Genomic DNA, 15,104 nt, shown 5'->3' on the forward strand with positions numbered 1-15,104 from the left:
TTCCGAGGGGGCTGGCTCTGTTCAGGTCCTGGCCTGATTACCTGGCGCCCACCTGTACATACAGGTCCTCGGGAATCACACCGCACGGTTGACTGGTGGTCCCGCCACATTTTTCTAAAATTATCAGCGCTCTGCGCGTGAGCCTTGCTTGGCCAGCACAGGTTTGAACACATTAACGACGGGTGATCCACGGCGCGGACCACCCGGCCTTTCCGCCATGCTCATGATCTTGTAGGCGAACTGGACACCTGCAAAAACGATGCCGTTCATGAACCAGATCATGACGAGTGCCACCAACCCAACATCCGAACCCCAAATCAACCCGCGCAGATTGGCCACGTTCACAGCCAACAGCACGCCGACAAATACGGCCGAGATCACAAATCCCCAGATAACCTGAGTGATATAAAGACGAATGAGCTTGGGCATAGCGGCACTCCTTGTTTGGTCACAAGCGTAGCCTTCGGATGCTCTGAGTAAAGGCGTCAGAACGCCTCGGGCTGAGCCTCGCGCGCCATGTGGTCCAGTACAGCGTTCACGAATTTCGGCTCTTTGCCTTCCGGGAAAAAGGCGCGGGCCACGTCGACGAATTCGGTGATGACCACTTTGGGCGGCGTGTCACTTTGGGTCAGTTCGGCCCCGGCGGCGCGGAAAGCGGCGCGCAAGGTCGGGTCGATACGTGCGATGGGCCATTTGGCCACCAGCGCGCGGTCGGTCATCTGGTCGATGGGGGCCTGATAGTTCACGGCGTCCTCGACCAGTTTGCGGAACAGGCGGATATCGCCGTCCAGCATCTCTTCCCCCTCATAAACGGCACCAAACCGGTGATCCAGAAACTCGGTCACGACTGCTTCGGTCGTCTGGCCTGACTGCTCCATCTGGAACAGCGCCTGCACGGCGTAAAGCCGGGCGGCGGATTTCATCAGGCGTTTCTGGTTGGCCGGTTTCGGCGCGTCTGTCTGGGTCATGCTGTCGTGGATCCGTTGCTGTCGCCCGCCACAAGGATGGACTCGGACGGCGGCTTGAAGCCCACGCCCTTTTTGGAAGAGCCCCACTTACGGCTGAGCGCGATCAGATGCAAGGCCGCAGCGGCTGCCCCGCCCCCTTTATTCATCTTTTTGGGATTGGCGCGGACCTCGGCCTGTTCGTCATTCTCGACGGTCAGGATACCGTTGCCGATCAGTAGACCCTGAAGACCCATCAGTTGGATGGCCCGACTGGAGTCGTTACAGACAGTTTCATAATGCGTGGTCTCGCCGCGAATAACGCAGCCCAGCGCAACATAGCCGTCGAAATCGCACTGACGGTCGGCCATTGCGATGGCGGTGGGAATCTCCAGCGCGCCGGGAACTTCGACCACTTCACAGGTGCCGCCTGCGGCCTCGATCTCTGCTTTCGCACCGGCGACCATATTGTCCGCGATAGCGCGATAGAACGGAGCCACCACCAGCAGCAGTTTCACCGGCTTGTCGAATGTCGGAGTCGGCAGGACGCCGTGTTTGTCTTGTTCAGCCACGATCAGTCTTCCTTGAGGATGGAACGGGTGCCGACGATGGACAGGCCAAACGCGTCGAGCCCCAGATATACGGTTTCGGGCGAGTCGGTCAGCAGCACCAGCTCGTGAATGCCCAATTTGGACAGGATCTGAGACCCCAGTCCTGTTTGTTTGATGGTCCGAGGGCCTTCATCCTCGACCGCGTAAAGCGAGTTGCGCGGTTGGCGGAACAGACAGACGACGCCGCGCCCCTCTTCGGCGATCTTCTCCATCGCACGCGGCAGTTCGCGCGAAGATTTAGGCCCGAGGCCCAAGATATCCGGCGCTTCGTGCAAAGCATGGGTGCGGGTCAGAACGGGCTCGGGCGTGGTGATGTCGCCTTTGATCATGACCACATGTTCGATGCCATGAAGCTGGTCAGTGAACAGCCGCATCTCCCATTCGCCACCATATTCCGAATTGACGGTTTCACGCGACGTCTCGACCACCAGATTGTCATTGCGGGATCGGTAGGTGATCAGGTCGCTGATCGTACCGATTTTCATGTCATGGGTTTGTGCGAATTCCACCAGATCGGGCAGACGCGCCATTGTGCCGTCGGGCTTCATGATCTCGCAGATCACGCCCGAAGGGTTCAGCCCGGCCAAGCGCGAGATATCAACCGCAGCCTCGGTATGGCCCGCACGCACCAGCACCCCGCCCCGCTTGGCGCGTAAGGGGAAGACATGGCCCGGGGTGGCAATGGCCGCCATCGTGTTTTGTTCATTGATGGCCGTCGCAACAGTCAAGGCGCGGTCAGTGGCGGAAATCCCGGTCGACACACCTTCGCGTGCCTCGATCGACACGGTGAACGCGGTTTCATGACGCGAGGAATTGTTCACCGCCATCATCGGCAGGCCCAGCGCATCCACCCGTTCCGCGGTCATCGGCAGGCAGATCAGGCCGCGCCCATGGGTGGCCATGAAGTTGATCGCCTCGGCATCCGCAAACTCGGCGGCGATAACCAGATCGCCTTCATTCTCACGGTCTTCGTGGTCGACCAGAATATACATCCGACCTTTGCGCGCCTCTTCGATGATCTCTTCAATCGGGCTGATCACGTCGCGCAGTTGCGCCTCGACGGGTCCGGGGGTTTCAAAGCTCATTGGGCAGCCTTTCGCAGAGCATGTTTGCACGGGTGGATAGACCACCCCGCGCGCAAAGACCAGTCTGCAAACGTCCCGAACCGGTCAGAACGCGGCGTTTAACTCAAGACATTTCGGCCAGACGCGCGACGTAACGAGCCAGCGTGTCGATCTCAAGGTTCACCTTGTCTCCGACCGCAACATCGCCCCAGGTTGTCACCTCTTTGGTATGAGGGATGAAGTTGATGCCAAAGTCACATCCGTCCACGTCATTGACGGTCAAAGACGTCCCGTTCAGCGCAACAGATCCTTTCGGCGCGATGAACCGCGCCAAGTCCTTGGGAGCGCGCAGGGTGACGCGGGTGCTGTCGCCTTCGTCCTGCATGGCCACAATTTCGGCCACGCCATCCACATGGCCCGATACGATATGCCCGCCGAGTTCATCGCCAACTTTCAAGGCGCGTTCAAGGTTGACGCGTTTCCCGAGTTTCCAGCCATCCAGATTGGTCTTCGACACGGTCTCGGCGCTGATCTGGACATCGTACCAGTCATCGCCCAGCGCGATCACAGTCAGGCACACGCCGTCACTGGCAATGGATGCGCCGATATCAATCCCAGCGGTGTCATAGCCCGTCTGAATGCGCGCCCGCAAATCGCCCTGCTGATCTAACTCGGTAATGGTTCCGATATCTGTGACGATCCCAGTGAACATTTTCTTTACCCTTGGTTTGCTAACCTATGACCCGTTGTCCCTGTCGAGGTAAGCGTAACCGCCATGGCGGGCAAGCCCTGCCTTGCCGGGAATGATGGAAACGGGCATAAATTTAGCCATAACACCACACGAGCAGTCCTCATGCCACCAATCCCCCCAGACGCGGATCAACGCGTCTTTCTGTTCCTGCAAGGACCGCACGGCCCGTTCTTCAACGCGCTGGGGCGGATTTTGCGCAAAACAGGGGCGACGGTGTGGCGCGTGGGGTTCAACGCTGGCGACCGAGCCTTTTGGTTCGACCGGGCCAGCTATATCCCATTTCGCGGCAGGCCTGAAGATTGGCCGGACACATTCACCCGACTGATAACGGATCTCGGCGTCACAGATCTGGTGCTTTATGGCGACACGCGACCGATCCACGCGCAGGCTGCCGAAATCGCGCAAGAAAACGGGCTGACAGTGCATGTGTTCGAAGAAGGGTATCTTCGCCCCTGGTGGGTGACGTACGAAAGGGCGGGCTCGAACGGGAACTCGCGGCTTATGTCCATGGATATCACGCAGATGCAGGATGCGTTGGAACAGACTGACACTCAGACATCGCCTCCGCCTGCCCATTGGGGCGACATGCGTGAGCATATTTTCTATGGTGCGCTCTATCATTGGTTCGTCCTGTTTCTGAACCAACGCTACCGTAATTTCCGCCGTCACCGGGAATTACCCGTCTCACGGGAGTTTCTGCTTTATTTTAAACGCTTCATGCTGATGCCCTTCCACAGGCTACAACGCTTTTGGGCCACCCAGCGCGTGCACCGGACAGGGCAGCCCTACCATCTGGCGTTGCTGCAACTTGGGCATGACAGCTCAGTACAGGCGCATTCGGATTTCAACGGAATGAGCGAGTTTCTGGAACATGTCATTCGCGGTTTTGCCGAAGGTGCGCTCCGGCATCACCAACTGGTGGTCAAGGAACATCCTCTGGAAAATCATCGGGAGCCTTTGCGACAACGCACACGCGATCTGGCCCGCTCTTTTGGGGTTGCCGACAGGGTGCACTATGTCCCCGGCGGCAAATTGGCCCGTCTGTTGGATGAGGCCAGCTCGGCCGTGACGATCAACTCGACAGCAGGACAGCAGGTGCTTTGGCGCGGCATACCGCTGCGCATTTTTGGACGGTCGGTCTATGACAAGGCGGAATTCGTCTCGCAACAACCGCTTGAGGCGTTTTTTGCCAATCCCACCCGGCCCGATCTGGACGCCTACCGGAGCTATCGCCGGTTTTTGCTGAAGACCAGCCAAATTCCGGGTGGTTTCTACTCGGTGCGAGGGCGTCGGCAGCTGCTTCGCCGTGCGGCTGATTTGATGCTGAACCAATATGATCCCTACCAAACCCTGCTGAACGAGACCGAGAGGCCACAGTTGAAAATCGTGCAAGGACTCGAACGGGTTGAGACTGGAAGTCGTGCGGCGAACCGGTTAGCCTGACACAAACAAAAAAGACTGAGGATATTCGGCAGTGCAGTGCTTTCCCATCCGCTGGGTACGGGGGGTCTCCCTTGTGGCCGCTTTCGGTCTGCTGGCGGCGTGCCAGCTTCCCAAATCTGGTCCTAATAAATCCGAAATATTAGCGGGCTCCACCGCGAATGGAGGCAACGCTTTTGTCGTCGAGGTGGATGACCGCGTCGCCAAGGAAACATCGGCCATCCCACAATTCGGGTTCTCAGCAGCCTTTCGCAGCGCGCCAAATCTGACGGCAGACACGGTGCGCCCCGGCGATGTTCTCGGTCTGTCGATTTGGGAAAACGTCGACAACGGCCTTTTGTCGGTTCAGGCGGGCGCGGCCACATCCCTGAACGAAGTGCAGGTCGATAGCGAGGGCTTCATCTTTGTCCCATATGCCGGGCGGGTCCGCGCAGCGGGCAACACTCCGGAACAATTGCGCATCGTCATCACCGACAAGCTGCGCGAGCAAACCCCTGATCCGCAAGTCGAAGTACGCCGCGCTGCGGGGGATGGGTCAACCGTATCTTTGGTTGGCGGTGTGGCGTCTCCGGGCATTTACCCGATCGAACGCCCGACCCGAACGCTCAGTGGGATGCTGTCGCGGGCTGGTGGTGTTTCGGTCGGTTCCGATATCGCTCTGGTCACACTGATACGCGGCGATCAGCGGGGGACGGTCTGGTACAACGACTTGTTCAGTGATCCCAAACTGGACGTCGCGCTACGCGCCGGAGATCGCATCTTGATCGAGGCGGACACCCGCTCTTACGTGGCGCTTGGCGCCACCGGCGGGCAATCGCGGGTAGCCTTTGACAGTCAGGACCTTTCCGCCCTAGAGGCTTTGGCCCAGGTTGGCGGCTTACAATCTCTGTCCTCAGACCCAACCGGTATTTTCGTGCTGCGCAAGGAACGCGAAGAAATCGCACGTGCGGTCATGGGGCAGCCTGATCTGCAAGGGGATCAGCGCATGATCTACCTATTGAACCTCACCGCACCCAACGGGCTGTTCATCGCGCGCGATTTCGTCATCCGCGATGATGACACGATCTATGTCACCGAAGCCCCCTACTCACAGTGGAGCAAGTCCATCTCGCTGATCGCGGGCGGCCTGACACCGCTGGCAAATGTCACAACGCTGACAGGCGGCTGATGTATTCCGGCACAACAGCCGGGGACAGTCGGACCCGACTGCTTGTCTACAACGGCGGGTTTCTGACCCAACGCCGCATCCGCCGAATCCTGACGCTTGCAGGTTACGACATCCGCCTCGGCCTGCCGAAAGACGGCGACTTGGTGGGTGTCTGGGGCGACAGCCCCACCGCGCATCGTGGCCGATGGGTGGCAGAAAGGTATGACGCACCCATCCTGCATGTCGAAGATGCCTTTCTGCGCTCTCTTCATCCCGGTCGAAGCGGAGAAGCCCCTATGGGTCTGTTGCTGGACCGGTCGGGCCTGCATTTCGACCCGTCGCTACCCTCTGAGCTTGAGACACTTCTGGCCACTCACCCGCTGGACGACACCGCCCTTCTGAACCGCGCCCGTAGCGGGATCGAGCGTTTGCGTGACGGACATCTTGGCAAATACTCGGCCTATCACCCGGACATCAAACCACCTGAACCCGGATATGTTTTGGTCGTTGATCAGGCACGCGATGACGCCTCGGTCAAGGCCAGTGGCGGGGATCTGGCGCGCTTTCGCGAAATGCTGGTGATGGCGCAAGAGGAGAACCCCGGCGCCCGCGTCCTGATCAAAACGCATCCCGAAACCATCCAAGGCCACCGCCCCGGCTATTACTCGGACCATGATGAGACAGACCGGGTCACACTGTTCAGCGATCCGATCAGTCCCTGGACCCTGCTGGAAGGCGCCGTTGGCGTTTACACGCTGTCGTCGCAATTCGGGTTCGAGGCCATTTTGGCCGGGCACAAACCGCGTGTCTTTGGCCTGCCATTCTATGCCGGTTGGGGATTGACGCAGGACGAGCCCTACCTGCCCCGTCGCCAGCGCAACTTGACACGACCGCAGCTATTCGCGGCGGCGATGATCTTGTACCCGACATGGTACGACCCATTCCGAGATCAGCTCTGTCAGTTGGAAACCGTTCTGGACACGCTCGAAGCGCAGACCCGCGCATGGCGGCAGGATCACAGAGGGTGGACCGCCTCGGGGATGCGTTTGTGGAAACGTAAACACATCCAACAGATGTTCGGGCGCGAGAAAAAAGTCAGGTTCACCCCGGATATTCCGACGGCGGGCGAACAACCACATATGGTCTGGGCCAATCAAGCCGGGGCGACGGATCACGTTGTGCGTGTCGAGGATGGATTTCTGCGGTCTCGGGGGCTGGGGGCCCGGCTGGTGCCCCCTCTGTCGCTGGCGACGGATGATCTGGGAATCTACTATGATCCAACCCGTTCCAGCCAATTGGAAAACCTGATCGCCCGGCGCGAAACCCTGCGCCCGGATCAGGAGCTGCGCGCCGAGGGGCTGGTGGCGCAGATCATCTCGGGCCAGATCAGCAAATACAACACAGGCGACACCGCCCCCGCCCTGCCCGATGGGCACCGCATTTTGATTCCAGGTCAGGTCGAGGATGACGCATCGATCCAGCTGGGGGCAAGCGATGTCCGCACCAATGCAGATTTGCTACGCGCTGTGCGCGCCGCCAACCCGGACGCAGTGCTGATCTACAAACCCCATCCTGATGTCGAGGCTGGCCTGCGCAGTGGCAATATCGACGCCCGCGATCTGGTGGACGTCGTCGTCTTGGATACCGATCCGGCCTCATTGTTGGCGCAGGTGCACGAGGTCTGGACCATGACCTCGTTGCTTGGGTTCGAAGCGCTGATGCGTGGGATACCCGTGACCACTCTGGGCGCGCCATTCTATGCAGGTTGGGGATTAACGACCGACCTGGGTTCAGTTCCCGCGCGGCGCGGCGCGCGCCCGTCAATGCTGGGGCTGGTCCATGCCGCATTGATAGACTACCCGCGCTATCTTGATCCTGTGACCGGCCTGCCCTGCCCCGTCGAAGTTGCGGTTCAACGTCTGTCCGAGGGATATCAAAACGACCGGCCTGGATTACGGGCACTGTCGAAACTACAAGGGCTCTTTGCGACCTACGCGCATCTCTGGCGGCGCTAGCGCAGGGATCTTTCCCAGCGGTGCAGGATATCCGGCCCGATGGCACGGGTTTCCATCAAAGAAAACCGGGGCGCGGCCTCCAGCGTTTCAAGTCCCAGCGCCCCAATCGCGGGCAGCCCCTCGGCCCCGATGGTCAACCCGGCGCTGAAACCGATCAGCTCATCCACGAGATCCTGCGCGAGCAAAGACGCAGCCAAAGCCGAGCCGCCCTCACAAAAGACACGAGTCAAACCGGCCTGCCCAAGTTGCTGCACCAAATCCAAGGGATCAATTTGATGATCGTGCAAGGCACAAGGGATCAAACGCGCGCCCAACCCCTCCCACGCTTTTACCCGCTCGGGGTCGGGGGATGGTCCGTGACAGAGCCAGACCGGGATGTCCTTGGCCGTTCTGGCCAGTTGCCCCAATAAGGGAAGGTCCAAATGGCGCGAGACCACCACGCGAACCGGTTGCGCCTGGACCCCCAAATCACGCACCGTCAGTGAGGGGTCATCCGCCCGTGCGGTCCCAGCGCCCACCATCACCGCATCGTGGCGCGCGCGCATTGCGTGGACGGCTCGGCGCGCCGTGGGACCGGTAATCCACTGGCTGTGCCCGGACGACGTGGCAATACGGCCGTCAAAACTGCTGGCCAGCTTGAGCGTTACAAACGGGCGACCCTGCTCGTTCTTCAGGAAAAAGCCCGCGTGATCCCGCTCGGCCTGATCCAAGAGGACACCGGTCGTGACTTCGATCCCCGCGTCGCGCAACATCGCAAAGCCCTGCCCCGCCACGCGCGGATCACTGTCTTCGATGGGTGAAACCACGCGCGAAACACCCGCAGCAATCAGCGCCTGCGCGCAGGGAGGTGTCTTGCCATGATGCGCACATGGTTCCAGCGAGACATAGGCCGTCGCACCGCGAGCCGCGTCACCAGCCTGTTTCAGTGCCTCGGTTTCAGCATGCGGGCGACCGCCGGGCTGCGTCCAACCGCGCCCGACAATCCAACCGTCCCGCACAAGGACACAGCCCACAGACGGGTTAGGCCAGCACAACCCCTGTCCGCGCTGCCCCAAAGACAGGGCCAGCGCCATATATCGCTTATCTGAGTCGCTCACTCGTCCGTCGAAGGCTGCGGCGGGCGCAGTTCGTGGACAAATTCCTCGAAATCATCGGCCGCCTGGAAATTCTTGTATACGCTTGCAAAACGTACATAGGCGACGGTATCGATCCGTGCCAGAGCTTCCATGACAATCTCACCGATTTTGTTCGAGGGGATATCCGTCTCGCCCATGCTTTCCAGCCGCCGAACGATGCCCGAGATCATCTGGTCTATACGCTCGGGGTCAATGGGCCGTTTCTGCATCGAGATACGGATCGACCGTTCCAGCTTGTCGCGGTCGAAATCTTCGCGCTTGCCGTTTGTCTTGATCACGACCAGATCGCGCAACTGGACCCGTTCATAGGTGGTAAACCGCCCGCCACATGCCGGGCAAAAGCGACGTCTGCGGATCGCAACGTGATCCTCAGCCGGGCGTGAATCTTTCACCTGTGTGTCAATATTTCCGCAAAACGGGCAGCGCATCCGCCGTCTCCTCGTCCCTATATCCGCCTCTTTTGTAAGCGCTGTGGCTTACTTATCCACAACTATAGGGCAGCCGCTAGGGTTTGGGTAGTCGGAAAATTTTACCGCAATATCCTGATTCTAAGCAAAATGCGCCGCGACCTTGCGGGTATGTGGCTGGGAGCGATGTTCAAAAACGTAGATCCCTTGCCACGTTCCCAGAACCGGGCGACCGTTCGCCACCGGGATAGTCAGCGACACAGGCAACAAGGCTGCCTTGATATGCGCAGGCATATCGTCTGGGCCCTCATAAGTGTGCCGCAAGTAAGACATCGATGGATGGTTCGAGGGCGGCACCAGCCGTTGAAAAAAAGCATTCATGTCCGTCTGCACCTCGGGGTCTGCGTTCTCCTGTATCACCAGAGAACACGACGTATGGCGCACGAACAGGGTCAAAAGCCCGTCTGCTTGGACCGAGTTGAGCCAGTTACACACGTCGCGGGTGAATTCATACAAACCCGGTCCGCGCGTCGAAATAATAAACTCGGTCTGCAAGACGGCGCTAGACTCCGTTAGTCGTCAAAGATTTGGCGACGGTAGCACAGCGAATTGGCACTTTGAACCGATCTGCTTTGACCGGCGACAAACCCGACAGACACAGTCTTGGTCGGGGTGCTGACACCCGCTGGCGGATTGATCGAGAATTGGACCGCCGTACGACGACCGGTCGCTTCGCTGGGACCATAGCCGCGCACAACATAGATCGGCTGTTTCCAACCCGCACCCAATGTTCTGCGCGCGTAATCCGCAGCGGCGCACCAATATCCGTCCACATCAGTTCGACCACGCGGGATCACTTCGTAAACGTTGCTGTTGACGGGCGCGATTTGGTACCCAAGTCGTGCAAATCCCGTCGCTGAGACCGGCGTACTCAGCACCACTGCCGCCACAGCGGCATATGTCATAACCTGTTTCATAATCATACTCTTTCCTGTTACGAGGTAAGACTGGAAATAGTATACGCAGCTTGCAGTCAAAGGCGGTTCACGATCAATTCAGCCTCAGTCGGGGCTCGCGTGATCCGGCGTTAGCCATCCGTGATATCGGATGAGCAGTCCCAATACGGGCAATCTGGCCGAAACGTCAAAACGGAACCGACCCACCGCGTCCTGCCATTCGACGGTCGAGGATTTGGGCACCAAAACGCCCGGACATGGCACCCCGAAAACAGACAAGCCCTGAATTTTCAATTTCAGTTCTGCGCCGTTCCATATCGGTTTTAGCCAAAATGTCAGTACGCCCGCCTTTTCACAGACCAACATGGTCTTTGGATCAAACCGAATTGACGATTGCATCAGATGCCCGGCAAAATCTCGCGTCCAAAACCACGTCTCATTGTCCTGTCGGGTCACGATGCGGATCGCAATGTCGCTAGCCACGGGTGGGAACCTACCCAGCCATAGCGCTGATCTTACGACCCAACTTGATCCGGCCTCGACCGAACAACGCCCTGAAAACTTGCCAGGATGCCCGTGCAGAGCGCGAAGCGCGTCAGGCAAATCGGAATGCGTTGGCAGGGCTTGCCAGAACGGGTCCAATCAGAACCCTCCGGGCAGAAAACGCGTGTGGATTGCCGCGTCTGGTATCAGGCAGCTAGGCTTTTGCCCGAATAGTCTGTAGCGGTTGCGCGCGACTGCAAAATAGACCGGGTCTTTCATAATTCTTGGCAAAAAGCGGCACAGCCCAAGAACCGGCCACAAACCTGGCAAAGCCCGCATAGCTGCAGCAAAAGCATCCAGACGTTGGAACACCTGGCCATCAACAATGACCAGGTTGGTCTCAAAATCCTCGGTTGGCAGGCCAAGGCCGGTATACATCTGCTGCCCCAGCGGCGACTGCGCCGTGACGAATTTGAACCGAGCCAGCCTATCGTGTCTTAGCATGAACTGAAAAAAACCAGCACACAGGACACATTCGCCGTCGAAAACGATTACGTCCTGGTCTTTCGTCACGCTGGTCAGATCAAAATGCTGCATGCCGCCCTTTTCACGCCAGTTTTGCGCTGGTTGCGTGAATGGAGCAATGCGACACAATTGGACACGGGTGTGCCGGGGAGCCACTGACAATCCGTTTTGTGTCCGGACTGGGCTCGACCTCATCCCCGAGAAGGTTCTAACCCGGCAACGAGGCTCAGATAATGCCTTAGTAGAAAAAGCGCTTGTGACTTTGCGCCAAGCTTTTTCGACAACCGGACAATGGTCTTTGCAGCATAGATGCAAAATCTGGGCAAACAGGCTATGATGAACCTATGGACGTCGACATCGCCCGCATTCAGACATTGACCCGAACGCTTGATCAGAAAGCGGCGGACAATTCTGTCGCCAACAAATTGCTTGAGAAATGTGGGCTCAGCCGGCCCGAGGTCGAAGCGCTAAACAGCGGGATCAGCGCAAAAACCGAAGCTCTGTTCACCAGATATGCCTGTGATGCCCTAGGCGATCCGACGTTTGCCGCGCAAGCGGGGCTGGCCTTCAAGTCATCCTCGAGCCTGACGGCCTATGTCAGCAAATACTCTCGCGATCTGAAGCAGGTACTGGAAAACGCGGCCCGCTATCATGGCCTTATTGATCCCGCCCTGCGCTTCAGTCTGCGCGTGGCCGGGAACTTTGCCACGATCGAGGCCGAGTGGAAGGACGCCAGCTATGCCCGTTTTCATCGCCGGACCGAGTTTCTGATGTTCGCCGGTCTTTCACGTATGCGCGACCTTACCCAGATTGATTTTTACCCGATAGAAATGTGTTTTCAGCACGAAGTTGGGGAAAACAAGGCGCAGTATCAGAAACTTGCAGGATTTCCCGTCTCTTTCGGAACCGAGAGGCTCGAGATCATTCTGGCCCTATCAACGCTAGATTTACCTGTCCCGACATATGACCCCAAATTGCGTCAGCATCTGTTGGAGTATGGGGATCGCGTCATGGCCGACAGACGCCAACCCAAACAGAAATTGCGCGCGCAGGTCGAAGGGCTGATCACCAGATCCCTTCCTGGTGCAATCCTGCAAGCCGAGGAAGCCGCCGCCAATTTGGGTCTTAGCACCCGTACCTTTGCGCGTCGATTAAAGGATGAAGGAACCAGCTATCGCGAGATCGTCGATGACCTCAGATGCGATCTGGCGCAGACCTTCATTACCAACGGAATGAACTTGACCGAGATTGCCTATTCGCTTGGCTATGCCGATCAACCCGCCTTCTCCACCGCTTTCAAGCGCTGGACCGGGCAAGCCCCAAGCACGTTCCGCAGCAGATTGGATCCTCCACCCCAAGGGTGAGACCGGGGGTCATCGGCGCAGATGCCTCGCCCCGGTCCGTCCCATGAGTGGACAACAGTGAGGTAAGTACCGCTGCTGCTCAGAACTTGTGAAATCCTGCCAAAGCGTTTTCTGTAACGGTCATCTGAATGAAAAAAGGCGCCTTGGTTGAGGCGCCTTTTGTTTATTGGTCTAGGAAGGATCGCAGTTTTCGTGACCTGCTGGGGTGTTTCAACTTCCGCAACGCCTTCGCCTCGATCTGGCGGATACGTTCGCGGGTCACGCTGAACTGCTGGCCAACCTCTTCCAGCGTATGGTCGGTGTTCATACCGATGCCAAAGCGCATCCGCAGCACCCGCTCCTCACGCGGAGTGAGAGAGGCCAGAACCCGTGTGGTGGTCTCTTTGAGGTTTTCCTGAATGGCGCTGTCCAGAGGCAACACTGCATTCTTGTCCTCGATGAAATCGCCCAGTTGGCTGTCTTCCTCGTCGCCGATCGGTGTTTCCAGAGAGATCGGCTCTTTGGCGATTTTCATCACCTTGCGAACCTTCTCTAGCGGCATTTGAAGCTTTTCGGCCAGTTCTTCCGGCGTCGGCTCGCGACCGATTTCATGCAGCATCTGGCGACCGGTCCGAACCAGCTTGTTGATCGTCTCGATCATATGAACCGGAATACGAATGGTGCGCGCCTGATCCGCGATAGACCGCGTGATCGCCTGACGAATCCACCAGGTCGCATAGGTCGAGAATTTGTAGCCGCGGCGGTATTCGAACTTGTCCACCGCCTTCATCAGGCCAATGTTCCCTTCCTGGATCAGATCAAGGAATTGCAGGCCACGGTTGGTGTATTTCTTGGCGATCGAAATCACCAGACGCAGGTTGGCCTCGACCATTTCCTTCTTGGCCTGCCGCGCCTCTTTCTCACCCTTCTGAACCTGCTGCACGATGCGGCGGAATTCGGGGATGTCCAAACCGACATACTGACCGACCTGAGCCATATCGTTGCGAAGTTCTTCGACCTTCGCGGTCGAGCGTTCAATGAACATCTGCCAGCCCCGACCCGGCTTTTCCGCCATATCCGACAGCCAGTTGGGGTCCAGCTCGCGCCCGCGATAGGCGTCGATAAACTCACGGCGGTTGATCCGTGCCTGATCCGCCAGCTTCACCATCGAACTGTCCAGCGACATCACGCGGCGGTTGATACCGTAAAGCTGGTCGATCAGCGCTTCGATTCGGTTGTTATGCAGGTGCAGTCCATTCACCAGCTCAACAATCTCGGCGCGCAGCTTTTGGTATGTTGCCTCGTCCTGTTCGCTGAAGGTGCCGTCTTCATTCAGTGTGGCTGAAATTCGGCTGTCCTGCATTTCCGACAGCATCGAGAAGTCGGTCGAGATGCGTTCCAGCGTGGTCAGAACCTGATCCTTCAGCGCGGCTTCCATCGCGGCCAGTGACATGTTGGCCTGATCATCGTCGTCATCATCGTCGTCGTTGTTCAGCGGGTTGCCGTCGGCGTCCAGCTCGGGGCCGGTATCCTCTTTCGCGGGCTTGGCGGCCTGCACGTTCGAGGTGTCAACCACTGGTTCCTCGACGTCGCCGTCTTCGTCCATCTGGTTGCCAAAAGTGGCCTCCAAATCGATGACGTCGCGCAGCAGAATGTCTTCGGACAGCAATTCGTCGTGCCAGATGGTGATCGCCTGGAACGTCAGCGGGCTTTCGCACAGGCCTGCGATCATCGTGTTCCGCCCGGCCTCAATCCGTTTGGCGATGGCAATCTCGCCCTCGCGGCTCAGCAGTTCGACGCTGCCCATCTCGCGCAGATACATGCGCACAGGGTCGTCGGTGCGGTCCAGCTTTTCGGTCGCCGCCCCGGCCAAAGCAACCTCGCGGTTGCTTTCGGTCGTGGTTAGTTCGGTCGAGCCTTTGTTTTCTTCTTCCTCGGCCTCTTCATCTTCGATGATGTTGATGCCCATCTCGGACAGCATCGACATCACGTCTTCGATCTGCTCCGAGCTGACCTGATCCGGCGGCAAAACCTGATTGAGCTGGTCGTAGGTGATGTAACCTTTCTCGCGGGCCTCGGCGATCATCTTCTTGACCTGGGCCTGGCTCATATCCAGCGAGATTTCCTGTTCCTGCTCGTCGGATTTGCGGTCTTCGTTGGTATCCTTGGCGGCCATTCAATGCTCCTGCAGGGATGGGTGATTCGTTTGAACCGAATCATTAGCGCGTAGAAGTGATTCGGCCACCCGTTTACCCGTTTTTCTTTTCCAGTGCCTTACGAAA

General features: G+C 58.4%; 16 protein-coding genes. 4 read left to right on the forward strand and 12 right to left on the reverse strand.

Annotation, left to right across the window (positions count from 1 at the left end):
* Positions 1-123: 123 nt before the first annotated feature.
* From ACR0CA_RS06175 to ACR0CA_RS06195, 5 genes are all read right to left on the reverse strand, one after another.
* The gene (locus tag ACR0CA_RS06175; RefSeq protein ID WP_170352750.1) at positions 124-429 is read right to left on the reverse strand and encodes a hypothetical protein; all 306 of its coding nucleotides are present in this window, start codon (positions 427-429) and stop codon (positions 124-126) included.
* 56 nt (positions 430-485) lie between these two features.
* On the reverse strand, positions 486-968 hold the full coding sequence (gene nusB, locus ACR0CA_RS06180; protein ID WP_170784329.1) for a transcription antitermination factor NusB: 483 nt from the start codon (positions 966-968) through the stop codon (positions 486-488).
* Entirely contained in the window at positions 965-1,516 is a 552-nt protein-coding gene (locus ACR0CA_RS06185) for a 6,7-dimethyl-8-ribityllumazine synthase (RefSeq protein ID WP_480503057.1), read from the reverse strand. Before ACR0CA_RS06185 ends, nusB begins: the two co-directional genes overlap by 4 nt.
* Positions 1,517-1,518: 2 nt before the next feature.
* Entirely contained in the window at positions 1,519-2,640 is a 1,122-nt protein-coding gene (gene ribB, locus ACR0CA_RS06190) for a 3,4-dihydroxy-2-butanone-4-phosphate synthase (RefSeq protein WP_480856709.1), read from the reverse strand.
* Positions 2,641-2,743: 103 nt separating this feature from the next.
* Complete coding sequence (locus ACR0CA_RS06195) at positions 2,744-3,331, reverse strand: riboflavin synthase (protein ID WP_170769349.1); 588 nt, start codon at positions 3,329-3,331, stop codon at positions 2,744-2,746.
* Between the two features lie 141 nt (positions 3,332-3,472).
* On the opposite strand from ACR0CA_RS06195, the gene ACR0CA_RS06200 reads away from it, so the two are divergent.
* From ACR0CA_RS06200 to ACR0CA_RS06210, 3 genes are read left to right on the forward strand one after another with little or no spacing between them, the layout of a single operon-like run.
* Entirely contained in the window at positions 3,473-4,813 is a 1,341-nt protein-coding gene (locus ACR0CA_RS06200; RefSeq protein WP_480897794.1) for a capsule biosynthesis protein, read from the forward strand.
* A gap of 31 nt (positions 4,814-4,844) precedes the next feature.
* The gene (locus ACR0CA_RS06205; RefSeq protein WP_480897795.1) at positions 4,845-5,978 is read left to right on the forward strand and encodes a polysaccharide biosynthesis/export family protein; all 1,134 of its coding nucleotides are present in this window, start codon (positions 4,845-4,847) and stop codon (positions 5,976-5,978) included.
* The gene (locus tag ACR0CA_RS06210) at positions 5,978-7,972 is read left to right on the forward strand and encodes a capsular polysaccharide biosynthesis protein (protein WP_480897796.1); all 1,995 of its coding nucleotides are present in this window, start codon (positions 5,978-5,980) and stop codon (positions 7,970-7,972) included. Before ACR0CA_RS06205 ends, ACR0CA_RS06210 begins: the two co-directional genes overlap by 1 nt.
* On the opposite strand, the gene ribD is transcribed toward ACR0CA_RS06210, so the two are convergent.
* The 6 genes from ribD to ACR0CA_RS06240 all read right to left on the reverse strand — a co-directional run bounded on the left by ribD (position 7,969) and on the right by ACR0CA_RS06240 (position 11,551).
* On the reverse strand, positions 7,969-9,069 hold the full coding sequence (ribD, locus tag ACR0CA_RS06215; protein WP_480897797.1) for a bifunctional diaminohydroxyphosphoribosylaminopyrimidine deaminase/5-amino-6-(5-phosphoribosylamino)uracil reductase RibD: 1,101 nt from the start codon (positions 9,067-9,069) through the stop codon (positions 7,969-7,971). The genes ACR0CA_RS06210 and ribD overlap by 4 nt on opposite strands.
* Positions 9,066-9,536, reverse strand: coding sequence for a transcriptional regulator NrdR (nrdR, locus tag ACR0CA_RS06220; protein WP_008756450.1), 471 nt, complete (start codon positions 9,534-9,536; stop codon positions 9,066-9,068). The genes ribD and nrdR overlap by 4 nt, the downstream gene beginning before the upstream one ends.
* 120 nt (positions 9,537-9,656) lie before the next feature.
* A complete protein-coding gene (locus ACR0CA_RS06225; protein WP_480875123.1) occupies positions 9,657-10,070 on the reverse strand; it encodes a secondary thiamine-phosphate synthase enzyme YjbQ in 414 nt (137 codons plus the stop codon).
* A gap of 17 nt (positions 10,071-10,087) precedes the next feature.
* A complete protein-coding gene (locus tag ACR0CA_RS06230) occupies positions 10,088-10,492 on the reverse strand; it encodes a hypothetical protein (protein ID WP_170769345.1) in 405 nt (134 codons plus the stop codon).
* 84 nt (positions 10,493-10,576) lie between these two features.
* Positions 10,577-11,113: a DUF4166 domain-containing protein gene (locus tag ACR0CA_RS06235; protein ID WP_170788422.1), complete on the reverse strand. Its 537-nt coding sequence runs from the start codon at positions 11,111-11,113 to the stop codon at positions 10,577-10,579.
* Positions 11,114-11,551 carry a thiol-disulfide oxidoreductase DCC family protein gene (locus tag ACR0CA_RS06240; RefSeq protein ID WP_480897798.1) on the reverse strand — a complete coding sequence of 146 codons (438 nt, stop codon included), beginning with the start codon at positions 11,549-11,551 and terminating at the stop codon, positions 11,114-11,116. It abuts the gene before it with no gap.
* A gap of 272 nt (positions 11,552-11,823) precedes the next feature.
* On the opposite strand from ACR0CA_RS06240, the gene ACR0CA_RS06245 reads away from it, so the two are divergent.
* On the forward strand, positions 11,824-12,843 hold the full coding sequence (locus ACR0CA_RS06245; RefSeq protein ID WP_170769342.1) for a helix-turn-helix domain-containing protein: 1,020 nt from the start codon (positions 11,824-11,826) through the stop codon (positions 12,841-12,843).
* 163 nt (positions 12,844-13,006) lie between these two features.
* Here ACR0CA_RS06245 and rpoD read toward each other — a convergent pair whose 3' ends face one another.
* On the reverse strand, positions 13,007-14,998 hold the full coding sequence (gene rpoD, locus ACR0CA_RS06250; RefSeq protein WP_170769341.1) for an RNA polymerase sigma factor RpoD: 1,992 nt from the start codon (positions 14,996-14,998) through the stop codon (positions 13,007-13,009).
* Positions 14,999-15,104: the final 106 nt, after the last annotated feature.

This window comes from Ruegeria sp. F12 (assembly GCF_056533885.1).

Coding starts and splice junctions, on each gene's coding strand:
- ACR0CA_RS06175 (WP_170352750.1), bottom strand. CDS start 429: ATGCCCAAGCTCATTCGTCTTTATATCACTCAGGTTATCTGGGGATTT.
- nusB (WP_170784329.1), bottom strand. CDS start 968: ATGACCCAGACAGACGCGCCGAAACCGGCCAACCAGAAACGCCTGATG.
- ribB (WP_480856709.1), bottom strand. CDS start 2,640: ATGAGCTTTGAAACCCCCGGACCCGTCGAGGCGCAACTGCGCGACGTG.
- ACR0CA_RS06195 (WP_170769349.1), bottom strand. CDS start 3,331: ATGTTCACTGGGATCGTCACAGATATCGGAACCATTACCGAGTTAGAT.
- ACR0CA_RS06200 (WP_480897794.1), top strand. CDS start 3,473: ATGCCACCAATCCCCCCAGACGCGGATCAACGCGTCTTTCTGTTCCTG.
- ACR0CA_RS06210 (WP_480897796.1), top strand. CDS start 5,978: ATGTATTCCGGCACAACAGCCGGGGACAGTCGGACCCGACTGCTTGTC.
- nrdR (WP_008756450.1), bottom strand. CDS start 9,536: ATGCGCTGCCCGTTTTGCGGAAATATTGACACACAGGTGAAAGATTCA.
- ACR0CA_RS06230 (WP_170769345.1), bottom strand. CDS start 10,492: ATGAAACAGGTTATGACATATGCCGCTGTGGCGGCAGTGGTGCTGAGT.
- ACR0CA_RS06240 (WP_480897798.1), bottom strand. CDS start 11,551: ATGCAGCATTTTGATCTGACCAGCGTGACGAAAGACCAGGACGTAATC.
- ACR0CA_RS06245 (WP_170769342.1), top strand. CDS start 11,824: ATGGACGTCGACATCGCCCGCATTCAGACATTGACCCGAACGCTTGAT.
- rpoD (WP_170769341.1), bottom strand. CDS start 14,998: ATGGCCGCCAAGGATACCAACGAAGACCGCAAATCCGACGAGCAGGAA.